Genomic DNA, 12182 nt, shown 5'->3' on the forward strand with positions numbered 1-12182 from the left:
TCAATTTATATCAATTTTATAAGTAACTATGTTTTTATGTATTTTGTGAAAAATGTATAAGAATCAAGTTTAGTTTTGTGAATGGTTATTTGATATCTCTAATACTTTTTCTGTAAGTTGCTTAAGAGTGAAAGGTTTTGATAGGAAGTTAATTTTGGTTGCATCTATGTTGTTGTGTTTGTTAAATACTTCTTCAGCGTATCCAGAAATAAAAATAATTTTAATATTTGGTTTAACTTTTAGTATTTTTTCTACGATTTCTGGACCACTTATTTTTGGCATTACTACGTCACTGATAACAATATCTATAGGATATTTATTGATTATTTCTAATGCCTGATCTCCACAGCTTATGTCTATGACTTTAAATCCTTTCTTAGTTAATGCCTTTGTAGCAAATATTCTGACAGGATCTTCGTCTTCAATTAATAAAATAGTTGTTGAAGTGCTGATCTCTGGTATTACAGTACTTACTTCATTTGAATATTTATTATATGATATTTCAATGTCATTACTGTTTGATAAATGTACTGTAGGGATAAGAATAATAAAGGTAGTACCTAAATTTACTGTACTTTTAACATATATATATCCATCTGTTTGTTTTACTATTCCGTATACTGTAGATAAACCTAACCCTATGCCGGCAACTGTTTCCTTTGTAGAAAAAAATGGATCAAAGATTTTTTTCATTATCTTCTCTTCCATGCCATGTCCTGTATCTGAAACTTCTATTGCAACATATTCTCCATCTTCTATTTGTTCTTTATCTGGAGAAAACATGTCTTTTAATAATATCTTTAAAGCATCTGTTTTAGTGTTATAGGTTTTTATAGTTAATTGTCCTCCTGTTTCCATTGCAGCTCTTGCATTTACTACAAGATTAATAATAACTTGCTCTAGTTGACATAAATCTACTTTTACTAAATTAATATTTTGCTCATATTGAATTTTTAGTTCTATGTTTTCATTAATTAATCTCTTAATCATATGTGATAGATCTGCAATGATGTTGTTTACATCAAAGATTTTAGGTTGTAAGGTTTGTTTCCTTGAAAAAGCTAATAATTGCTTTATCAAATTTGTTGCTCTATTTGCATTTTGTTTTATTTGCATTATATCTGAAAAAGAAGGGTCTGTTGCAGTATGTTTTATCAGTAACAGATCACAAAAGCCTATTATTGCTGTTAAAATATTGTTAAAATCATGTGCTATGCCTCCAGCTAATTGTCCGATAGCTTGCATTTTTTGTGATTGTTCTAATTGTATCTCTAGATTTTTACGATCTTCACTGTCAGTTATGTAACATATAATAAATATGTTATTCTGATGTATAAATTTGTTAAAATGAATTTTTACATATAAATTGTTATAAAGTTGTGCTTCTAATGACATATTTTTTACAATGTTATTTTGGAAATATTTTTTAATTTTTTATTGTATGAAGGTAATATGTATTCAAAAATATACTCTTTGCTATGTTTAACTAGTCTTTTTAGTGTGTTATTTGATTTCAATATTTTACCATCTGTGTTGCATTGTAGGATAGCTATTGGTGCTTCTATGAAACATGGATGTAAATGATAATTAAGAATGTCGCAGTTTACTGGGGTTAAGAGCCCGTAAATGTAACTGTGGTTGTTTTTGTCATAAAATGCAGCTTGTGATATATATGCTTTAAATTTAATTCCAGTAGTTGTTGATAAAGTAACTGTGTTATTGTCTATGATTTTTTCCTTATTGTAGCTTTTTGTTAAAAAATTAGCAAATGTAGTGCCATTCTCTATTGAATTTAGTTCAAACATTTTTAGAAAAGTATCATTTACAGATAATATTACTCCCCTATGGTTAAGTAGGTATGCGCCTACACAGTGTTTCTGTATTAATCTTTCATATACTTGTTCTTTAGTAATTTTTATAGCTTTAAGTACAAAATATTCTTGTGGTCTTGCAAGAGGAGCAAAGAACAGGTTTGTAGTTTTTACATAACTAATTTCTATTTCTGGATTCTCTAATACTGGGTCTAATATTAGTGTAAAGTTAGAGATTTTATTTTTTGTATTTAAACAGAAGTATGTGTTAATAGATAACTTGTTTTTTAGTGCGTTTTTAAATGCTTCAATTTCTTGCTCACTAATATTACCTAGTTCTAGTATATCAAATAGATCTAATTTCTTTTCTTGATTTTTTATGAATCTTTCATAAAACCTTGCGTCAGCATATACAACCTTCCCATCATTTTTTACTATCAGGCAAAATTCCGTGTTATGATTTAAAGAATTAGCGAAGATCATGTTTTGGTATTCTATAGAAGCAATGATATACAAGTATTGCCGTAATTGTATTGATATTGCTAGTATGCTGATGCTGGTAAATATGCAATTGATAATTATGTTTATATAACTATCGTATATATTAAAGAGATATAAACTGGATATGCACAATAATGGAGCTATTAAGAAAACAGATAATTTACATACTGATAATCCGTATTTTCTTATTACAAAGTCTACTTTATTGTCTTGTGTGTTATCAGTATGTCTTTTTTTCATATTAACATAACTATAATACTTACTAAAATTACATAATAATATAAATGCTTAAGATTGCTATATGAATATTGTACTGTGTAGTGAAAGATAATAGCTTAGTTTAATTTTCTATTAATATTCAACGGTAAAAAATGTTTAAAACAATTTCAATGCAATTGTCATGCCTTCTTCTGTAGGAAGTAAAGTTGTTAGATATTTATCTTTATCAGATAGCCTTTCATTGAAGGAGAGCATTTTATGTATTGTAGTTTTAGACACTTTTTTTATTGTGTTATTATTAGAATATACATTCCCAAATAATAGTGTATTATCTGCAACTATTAAACCATTTTTCTTGATATTTGATTCTGCCCAGTCTAAGTAATCACAATATCCTGATTTATTAGCATCTATAAATATCATATCAAACGGTGACGTATTGGTTAGTTTTTGTAATGCTAATATTCCTATATCATTTATTACTGTGATTTTGTGAGATAAGTTGTATTTTTTAAAGTTGTCTTCTGCTAATTCAGCATTTATAGTATTTTTTTCTATAGTATATATATGCCCATTTTCTGGTAATGCTTTAGCCATGCACATAGCAGATGAGCCAACAAAAGTTCCAATTTCAATTATGGATTTTATATTGTTCATTTTTATTAATAATTGTAATATTTGTCCTTCTATAAGATTAAGTTGCATTAAGGATATATCGTCTTTAATGAATTGATGTGTTGCTACAACTTCTGCATCTGTGATTGAAAATAAATCATGTATATATTGTAATTTTTTGCTTAGTATTTTGTTACGCATAAAACCATTTTATATAATAAAAATTACTAATATAATCCTGTTTTTCGTTTAACTTGAGTTTTTATTCAATTATTAGTATATCATTGCGTGGCAAATTAACAACACTTTTCCTAAAAAACATGATATAGATATAATTTTATGTCGTTTTATTGTGGTTATATGATATAATTAACATCATTAGGGAGTTATATAAGAACTAATAATATAGTTAATTATGGTGAGGTAGTAATAACAATGAGTTTTTACACGTATGATGTAATGAAGAAACAAGTGGCAGATACTTTTAATAAGTCAAGTAATGTTACTTATTCTGTACTAAATGATCCAGCATATCGTGATAGGTATAGAGAAAAGTTCCTTGAAGCTCAGAAAAAGGGTATGGATATGGTTGTATATTATGACGGTACTATAGCACTAATAGAAAATAAAATAGCAATGTATCAATATGGTTGGCATAAGAAAAGAAGAGAATTTGAGCGTATTAAATTTGCTACTGAAACCAAGAAAAAGAAGAATAAGTCAAATTAATTATTATAATTGAGTAAGTTGAAAGAGTGTGGTATAGATCTGTATACAAAATTTAATATAAAGTAATCCTTACCTTTTTATTAGTGTATGTTATTCAAATATATCAATTAGAAAGTGACATTTATGATAATTCTCAATGGTCAACAAGTTGTTTCTTGTGAAAAGAGTTGTGGGATAGTCATTGATGAACTTATTTCTAGAGCTGGAAAGGTTGTAGGTGATGCTATATTTAACCTGTTCCCAAGGCAGCCTGTGGTAGTAATTTCTGGCCCTGGTAATAATGGTAAAGATGGTATTGTTGCGGCAAAGATGCTAAAAGCTTGTGGATGGCCAGTAGTTTTAATGTTATATAATTGTACTATTGATATAGATGAAGACTGGGTAGTACCATTAACTTATGATAATATTGTTAATTCTCAGAGCTGCTTAATTATAGATGCACTATTTGGAATAGGGTTATCACGCTATATACCTGAGGACTTATCATGTATATTTAGCTACATTAATAATTCTAATGATAAGATTGTTGTTGCAGTTGATATTCCTAGTGGTATAAATTGTGATACTGGTCAAGTGATGGGTTGTGCAATACGTGCTGATGTTACTATAACTTTTTCTGCATTAAAAATAGGACATGTTTTATTTCCTGGTTCTAGTTATTCTGGAAAAGTGCATGTTGTAGATATTGGAATTGGCATTGATTACAGTAAAGTTACGACACGTAAAAATACTCCTGCTTTATGGAAAAATGAAATACCTAAGTTAGAGTATATAGCAAATAAATATACTAGAGGATACACATTAGTATGTTCTGTTGGGAATAAATCTATAGGGGCTTCAAAACTTGTTGCAATGTCTGCGTTAAGAGTAGGTTCTGGTGTAGTAAGCATTGCTTGTGACAGTAATGCTTTTGCATTTTATGCAAGTTGTTTAACATCAATTATGTATAAGCTTTATGATGATGTAATTAATGATGATAGAATTACATCTATTATAATAGGTCCGGGATGTGGGATCAGTGAAATTACTAGACAGCGTACTATGGATGTTCTCAGTAAACAAAATTGTGTTCTAGATGCTGATTCTATATCAGTATTTTCTGATTCTTATGAAGTTCTTTTTTCTAAAATTAAGCATAATGTTATCATGACTCCACATGAAGGGGAATTTAAGCGTATATTCCCATTTTTGACTGGTAGTAAAATAGAAATGGCAAAGAAAGCAGCAAGTTTGTCAAAAGCTGTTATAGTTTTAAAAGGTCCAGACACTGTAATTGCTGATCCTATGGGTAATGTTGTAGTAAATAATGCCCCATTTAGTTTGGCTACGGCCGGGAGTGGAGATGTATTATCTGGAATTATTGGTGGGTTGCTGTCTTCTGGTATGAACCCATTTGATGCTGCGTGTTGTGGAGTATGGATACATACAGAGTGTGCTAGAGAGTATGGGATTGGGTTGATTGCGGATGATATAATACTGCAAATACCTCAAGTATTAAAAAAATTGTTTAGTTAAGATTAGTAATCTTTTGCTTAAATATATTGAATAATTATAACATATGTGGGATATGGTGTTTTCAATTGTTTTAAGTGTTTTTTATGATATCAGAACATGTATATAAGGTATTGTACGTTTTTTCTATGAATATTGTATTACTTTATGAAAGGAATTAATAGTAATTGTTGTTATTATAGTTCTTGTAAAATAGAAAAAAAATACTAAATATATGTGATGGAGTATGGTATTGAAGTGTTTTTTAAATATATGTGATGTAGAATACCTTGTTCTTTTTTTCTGGTATACCTCTACAGTAAATTTAAAATTCTTTTCACAATTATCGTTAGTAATAATGCTTATCTCTTGTATGAAGCATAACAAGAATGATTTTGTTAAATAGTAATTTTAGGGTGTAATAATGAGTTTAATTATAGTAGAATCCCCATCTAAAGCAAAAACTATAGGTAAATATTTAGGTAGCAAATATAAAGTAGTTGCATCATTTGGGCATATTAGGGATTTTCCAGCAAAAAGTGGTTCTGTTGATCCAGAGAAAGACTTTGCTATGACTTATGAAATCATTAATAAATCAGAAAAATATATAAATAAATTAATTCAGGCAGCTAATAAAGAAACTCAAAGTATTTATCTTGCAACTGATCCAGATCGTGAAGGTGAAGCAATAGCATGGCATATTGTAGAAGTATTGAAAGAAAATAATGCCATTGATAATAATGTTGTAATTAATAGAATGGTTTTTAATGAAGTAACGAAGAATGCTATTCTTGAGTCTATAAAACATCCAAGAAGTATAAATATGGATCTTGTGTATGCACAGCAAGCACGTAGAGCATTGGATTATTTAGTTGGCTTTACATTATCCCCTTTATTATGGAGAAAACTTCCAGGAAGTAAATCTGCTGGTAGAGTGCAATCCGTTGCTTTAAGGTTGATATGTGATAGAGAAAGTGATATTGAGAAGTTTGTTACACAAGAATATTGGAATATTGAAGCTAAGTGTTGCAATATAGAAGGAAAACAGTTTTCTGCAGTTTTGAGTTGTTATTCTGGTAAAAAACTAGAGAAATTTGATATTCAAAATGAAAAAGATGCACAAAAGTTATCCGAGGAAGTGAAATCTCGTAGTTATTCTGTTGTAAATGTTGAAAAAAAACATACAAAGCGAAACCCTTATCCTCCTTTTATTACATCAAGCTTGCAACAAGAAGCATCAACCAAGCTTGGGTTTAGTGCGAAAAATACTATGATTATTGCCCAGAAACTCTATGAAGGAATTGATGTTGGTGGGGAAATCATCGGGTTAATTACTTATATGAGGACAGATGGGTTTTATATTGCAGATGAAGCATTGGAGCATATTCGAAGTATCATTGTTTCTATGTTTGGTAAAGAGTATTTACCAGAATCTGCTCGCAAATATATTAAAAAAGTAAAAAATGCTCAGGAAGCACATGAGGCAATTAGGCCAACGAATATTACAATTACTCCTGATAGCTTATCAAGCTATTTAACTCCAGAACAGCTCAAGCTTTACGATCTTATATGGAAGAGAACTGTTGCTAGCCAGATGAGTTCTGCCGTGATTGATCAAGTTGTGGCACAACTAGGGTCATTAGATAAAGTAGTAACTTTACGTGCAACAGGATCTTCTTTGTTTTTTGATGGATTCTATAAGGTATATGGTTACAGTGAAGATGATGATGATAATAAAAATAATATGTTACCATTACTTCATGTAGGTGATAGGTGTCCTTTGAATGAAGTTATTCCTCATCAGCATTTTACTATCCCTCCTGCCAGATATAATGAAGCAAGTTTAGTAAAAAAAATGGAGGAAATAGGAATAGGCAGACCTTCAACTTATGCATCTATTATTTCTGTATTGCAGGATAGACAATATGTTGTATTAAATCAAAAGAGGTTTTTTCCAACAGAAAGAGGTAGGATAGTAAACGTTTTCCTTGTTAACTTTTTTAGTCGTTATGTAGAATATGATTTTACTGCTGATCTTGAAGAGAAACTGGATTTGATATCTAATGGAAAAATTAATTGGAAAGAAGTACTGCATCAGTTCTGGTTTTTATTTATTGATAATGTTGATTCAGTAAAAAAATTGGAATTTACTGAAATATTGAAAGTTATTAGTTGTGCTATGGAAAATTATATTTTTTCTTCTGATAAATCTGAATCTGGTAAAACATGTCCTGTATGCAGTGATGGAACATTAGAGCTTAATATTAGTAAGAATGGTATTTTTTTGGGGTGTTCTAAATATCCAGAGTGTAAATATACGAAGAATGTTGGAGGTGATATTATTGATGATACCGATAATATACAGTATCCTAAAGTTTTAGGTATTGATGTTACAACAGGAGAAGATATATATCTCAAGAAAGGCCCATATGGAGTTTATTTGCAGGTTGGTAGTGATAAAAATGGTAAACGTGCAGCTATTCCAAGAAGTATGGATGCCAATTCATTAGATTTGCAAATGGCAGAGAAAATATTAAGTCTACCTATAAGTTTAGGAATTCATCCAGATACTGGTAAAGAAGTTAAATTAGGATTAGGTAAATTTGGGGCATATATATTGTATGAAGGTAAGTATTTTTCAATTAAAAATGAGCGTAATTTTTTAGATATTAGTATTGAAGATGCGATTAATATTATTACAAATAATTCTACTAATGGGGTTATAAGATCCCTAGGTGTTGTTGAAGATAATAATGAAGTATTTTTATGTAAAGGTAGGTATGGATTTTATTTAAAATACGCTAAGTTGAATGTTGCTTTAAAAAAAGATATAGACGTTGACCAAATATCTTTGTCGGATGCTATTAAGCTTATATCAGAAAAATATAGGCTCTTAAATGAGACATGATGTATAGTAATAGTCATTATATATAATACTGATATCTGTAAGAGATGTAATTTTTTAATTACAGTAATCTGGTAAAGCTTTTTTAGACATGATTATCATTGTAATTAGTGTGAGAATCTGTATAAGCATACATGTTTTTTATATGCTATAACTAGATATCCATTGTCCATTGCTATATGTGTAAAGCTGATTTTTACTTTTTACCCATAAGGTTAAACCTGTATTTGGCTGTATGAAGTACCATTGATTAATATAGTAATACGTTACATAATTTTGTTTGTTTTTCCATTCTTGAATTGTTGGTACAGGTCCAATGATGTACATATCTCCAGAAGATGTTTCTTTTATCGGAGTATTACATTGTAATTCTAAAATACAATTGTTCATAAGCATATCTATTTTTATCAAAGCTTCATTTACAGTGATTTCCTTGTGTGCTTGATTATGTATGACTAAATCGAATTTAAGATTGATGGATTGTGTTACCATATATTTGTCTCCTTTAAAATAATGGCTGATATTGGTTAAATTACACTTGATGGATTCAATAAGATGAAAATGCTACTTAATAGTTTATAATATTGTATTTATTAACATATTCTGTAATTCAAAAAGTGATTTCTTAATTGTGGATTAGTATGCATAGTAAATAAGATTTTAAAGACATATGTTGTCAGTATGTATTTGTTATTTCCTGAAAAAAAGCATGTTAATATGTTATATTTAGTAAATTTCAAGTACAATGTGTATAGAAATTTGTATTTGTAATATTAAATACACATGTATAGTAAACTTCTAGTAATACAAAAACGTAATGATATAAAGGAAGCATATGGTAAGATAAACTGTACTTCAGTAGTAAGATGATACACTGATAAACTTATTGTAGTAAAGCATAAAAATTTTATTTTTTTAAAAATGTATCGATAAAGATAATATTATCCTGATTGCCTTTTTTATCACTCTCTTCATTAGTATGATTAATATCATTACTGCAATCTTCTAGTTCTTCTATATTATTACTAGTGTATTGCTCAAGATCAAGAACAAAACCTTGGTGGACATCTATATATTTAATAATAGAATGATATGGGATAATAACTGTTTCTTCTTTACCTTGAAAACTCAACACTACACTAGCACTGTTGTTAAATACTTGTAAATTTCTAAATTGATGTTGTAGTATTATAGTAATTTCTTGTGGGTAATTGTTTTTTACATGATCAGGTAGTATTACTCCTTTGTAATGTGTTAGAAATGATATAGCAATGTGTATGTTATAAGAATGTTGTGACTGTGCTACAATAGTTAAGGCATCCTTGATAACGCTACAGATAGCATTATGCATAAGTTTTTGATATTCTATTACATTACTCATAAATAAGTTTCTGATCATATAAACAAGGGTTTTTCTGTTGCCCGGAAAACCCTTAAAAAACCGCGCTAATAATAAAACTAAGCAGCCACTAAGTTAGCGTTGCTATTATTATCATTAGCAAAAACGAAATTATCGTTTGCACTTATAAATTTTGAGCACTTAAACGGTTGCTGTCTCACCGAGCAAAAACTATCCCCTTTATTATGCATGTCGATCCTGTTTCACCCCCATAGGCTAAAAGTGGAGATGCCGAGCACTGCCCTCGGGTCCAATACATCTATTTTAAGATGTCTTTATTGCCATAGTGCTAAAGCACGGTATATATTATAATACTACATTTTATATAAGTCAACAGATTTACATAGTATCTTTTTAAAATAGTAATAAAATATAATGAATATTAACGATAACTAGAGTTATCACAAGCTTTGTGAAGAATATCAAAACAAATAACACGCTCCCCGGGCCGGATTCGAACCAGCGACCAATTGGTTAACAGCCAAGTGCTCTACCACTGAGCTACCGAGGAAAAAAACATATACAATATACATATTGTATTCCTTACATGCAACAAAAATTTGATAATAATTGTAGTACTTAAAAGTGGAATTATGTTAAGTAGTAAGTTTTTAATACATAATAAATGCTATGAGATGTAAGGTAGTTCTGGTGATAAGCATGAATTTGTAGTGTTTTTTGTTAATTTCTAATCATGTAATAAGGAGAGTTATTGTAATATTAAGATTATGTAAGATTTAATATAAGGAATATAATTTTTAAGATTATGCTCGCAGATATTTAATTTGTTACACAAACTACCTATGTTCTATAGTATTTTTGTATATATAGTATGATTATAACTCTATATATAGAACTATAAAGGCGATAGCATAGTCCTTTTCATCACTAATTGATAATTCAATTTTATGTTTTGTGCTATTATTATTTATAGTAATTTGTGGTTTTCCATATAAGTTATTAGATATTATAATATCTGACATTTTTATAGATTTGCCAAAACCTGTTCCTAATGCTTTCACATAAGCTTCTTTTGCTGCGAAACGTTTTGCAAAATGTCTTACTTGTGCATCGAAGTTTGTATATTTCTTACTATCTTCTATTTCTTTTTCATTGAATACCCGCTTAAGAAACTTAATACCGAATTTTTTATATAAATTCGATATACGTGGGATATAAACAATATCTGTACCAATACCTAGTATCATTTCTTAAATTGTTTTAAAAATTGTTCAATAGAAATTAAAAATGTATCTTTTGTTGACCTATTTCTTACTTCAATAAGATCTTGTTCTGCTGTTGATTTTCCAACTATAATTTGCCATGGCATACCTAATAGATCTGTCCTTGCTAACTTAATACCAGGGCTATCGTCTGTATCATCGTATAAAATATCATCATGTAGTTGTATATGTAAGTTTTCAGAAACTTTTCTACATTTATCATTTGATGAATATAAATTTACTAAGGAAAACTTAAATGGAGCTATTTGTTCTGGCCAAATAATACCTCTATTATCATGAGATACTTCAATTATTGCTGCTACTAACCTTGATATTCCTATGCCATAACATCCCATTTGTAAAGGTTTGTTATTGTTGTTGTCACAAAAATTGGCATTCATTGGTTTTGAATATTTATCTCCTAGATAAAAAATATGGCCTATCTCTATTCCTTTGCTTGTTTTTATTTTATCTGGTGGTATAGGACAAGTTTTAGGATCAATCGTATCATCTGCTACAGTATAAGTGTTTTTTATTTTTTCAATATCAATACTATCGCTATTCATTAAATCAATAATATCTTGGTCATAGTATAAAGTACTTTCTCCGGAATTTGCTAATACATGAAATTCATGACTTAAGGTTCCTCCTACAGGACCCGGGTCTGCTTTAACTGCTATTGGGGTTAAACCTAGCTTTTTAAAAATTTGTATATAAACCTTAAACATTAAGTTATAGGATGAAATAGCACCATTAAAATCTTTATCAAAACTATATGCATCTTTCATTAAAAATTCTCTACATCTCATTATCCCATATCTTGGACGTAGTTCATCGCGAAATTTCCATTGTATTTGATATAAAACTAGTGGTAGATTTTTATGATTTATCGGTGTTGTTCTTAAGACATCAGTAATCACTTCCTCATGAGTTGGCCCAAAAAGCATTTCGCGTTGATTTCTATCTGTAATGCGTAACATTTCAGACCCATAGTCATCGTATCTCCCTGACTCTTTCCATAGACTTGCTGGTTGTATTAATGGCATTAATACTTCTAGAGCTCCTGACTTATTCATTTCTTCTCTGATAATATTTTCAATGTTTTTTAGTATCTTTAAACCTAATGGGAGCCAAGTGTATATACCAGAAGCAATTTGCCTAATAAGCCCTGCGCGTATTAAATACTTATGTGATATCACTGAAACATCAGCTGATGTTTCTTTTAATGTAGGTGCATAATAATTTGATAAACGCATTAATAAGTATTGATTAACATAAGATTGAAGCAA

The 12182-nt window shown here is 29.2% G+C and carries 8 protein-coding genes, 1 tRNA gene, 1 other RNA gene and 1 pseudogene; 3 read left to right on the forward strand and 8 right to left on the reverse strand.

The features are described 5' to 3' along the window. Window positions 1–69: 69 nt before the first annotated feature. Both MR76_RS01565 and MR76_RS01570 read right to left on the reverse strand, forming a co-directional pair. Window positions 70–2552, reverse strand: a pseudogene (locus MR76_RS01565) (response regulator). Window positions 2553–2687: 135 nt separating this feature from the next. Next, a complete protein-coding gene (locus tag MR76_RS01570; RefSeq protein WP_024071954.1) occupies window positions 2688–3347 on the reverse strand; it encodes an O-methyltransferase in 660 nt (219 codons plus the stop codon). Between the two features lie 234 nt (window positions 3348–3581). Between MR76_RS01570 and MR76_RS01575 the strand changes: the two genes are divergently transcribed. From MR76_RS01575 to topA, 3 genes are all read left to right on the forward strand, one after another. Next, entirely contained in the window at window positions 3582–3875 is a 294-nt protein-coding gene (locus tag MR76_RS01575) for a DUF2671 domain-containing protein (protein WP_024071955.1), read from the forward strand. A 123-nt stretch (window positions 3876–3998) separates the two neighbouring features. Beyond that, window positions 3999–5390, forward strand: coding sequence for a bifunctional ADP-dependent NAD(P)H-hydrate dehydratase/NAD(P)H-hydrate epimerase (locus MR76_RS01580; RefSeq protein ID WP_024071956.1), 1392 nt, complete (start codon window positions 3999–4001; stop codon window positions 5388–5390). Window positions 5391–5790: 400 nt separating this feature from the next. Continuing rightward, the gene (gene topA / locus MR76_RS01585) at window positions 5791–8274 is read left to right on the forward strand and encodes a type I DNA topoisomerase (RefSeq protein ID WP_024071957.1); all 2484 of its coding nucleotides are present in this window, start codon (window positions 5791–5793) and stop codon (window positions 8272–8274) included. 138 nt (window positions 8275–8412) lie between these two features. On the opposite strand, the gene MR76_RS01590 is transcribed toward topA, so the two are convergent. From MR76_RS01590 to proS, 6 genes are all read right to left on the reverse strand, one after another. Then, window positions 8413–8763, reverse strand: coding sequence for a DUF2793 domain-containing protein (locus MR76_RS01590; protein WP_024071958.1), 351 nt, complete (start codon window positions 8761–8763; stop codon window positions 8413–8415). A 415-nt stretch (window positions 8764–9178) separates the two neighbouring features. After that, a complete protein-coding gene (locus MR76_RS01595) occupies window positions 9179–9652 on the reverse strand; it encodes a ClpXP protease specificity-enhancing factor SspB (RefSeq protein ID WP_024071959.1) in 474 nt (157 codons plus the stop codon). Window positions 9653–9674: 22 nt separating this feature from the next. Next, window positions 9675–10008, reverse strand: a transfer-messenger RNA (tmRNA) gene (gene ssrA / locus MR76_RS04715). A 101-nt stretch (window positions 10009–10109) separates the two neighbouring features. Beyond that, a tRNA-Asn gene (locus MR76_RS01600) sits at window positions 10110–10181 on the reverse strand. A 325-nt stretch (window positions 10182–10506) separates the two neighbouring features. After that, window positions 10507–10878, reverse strand: coding sequence for a holo-[acyl-carrier-protein] synthase (locus MR76_RS01605; RefSeq protein ID WP_024071960.1), 372 nt, complete (start codon window positions 10876–10878; stop codon window positions 10507–10509). Further along, window positions 10875–12149: a proline--tRNA ligase gene (gene proS / locus MR76_RS01610; protein ID WP_024071961.1), complete on the reverse strand. Its 1275-nt coding sequence runs from the start codon at window positions 12147–12149 to the stop codon at window positions 10875–10877. The genes MR76_RS01605 and proS overlap by 4 nt, the downstream gene beginning before the upstream one ends. Between the last annotated feature and the right edge of the window lie 33 nt (window positions 12150–12182).

The organism is Ehrlichia muris AS145 (genome assembly GCF_000508225.1).
GTDB lineage: Bacteria > Pseudomonadota > Alphaproteobacteria > Rickettsiales > Anaplasmataceae > Ehrlichia > Ehrlichia muris.

Excerpts from the sequence above, each read along its gene's own strand:
- MR76_RS01570 (WP_024071954.1), bottom strand. The coding sequence starts at position 3,347 with ATGCGTAACAAAATACTAAGCAAAAAATTACAATATATACATGATTTA.
- MR76_RS01575 (WP_024071955.1), top strand. The coding sequence starts at position 3,582 with ATGAGTTTTTACACGTATGATGTAATGAAGAAACAAGTGGCAGATACT.
- MR76_RS01580 (WP_024071956.1), top strand. The coding sequence starts at position 3,999 with ATGATAATTCTCAATGGTCAACAAGTTGTTTCTTGTGAAAAGAGTTGT.
- topA (WP_024071957.1), top strand. The coding sequence starts at position 5,791 with ATGAGTTTAATTATAGTAGAATCCCCATCTAAAGCAAAAACTATAGGT.
- MR76_RS01590 (WP_024071958.1), bottom strand. The coding sequence starts at position 8,763 with ATGGTAACACAATCCATCAATCTTAAATTCGATTTAGTCATACATAAT.
- MR76_RS01595 (WP_024071959.1), bottom strand. The coding sequence starts at position 9,652 with ATGAGTAATGTAATAGAATATCAAAAACTTATGCATAATGCTATCTGT.
- MR76_RS01605 (WP_024071960.1), bottom strand. The coding sequence starts at position 10,878 with ATGATACTAGGTATTGGTACAGATATTGTTTATATCCCACGTATATCG.
- proS (WP_024071961.1), bottom strand. The coding sequence starts at position 12,149 with ATGCGTTTATCAAATTATTATGCACCTACATTAAAAGAAACATCAGCT.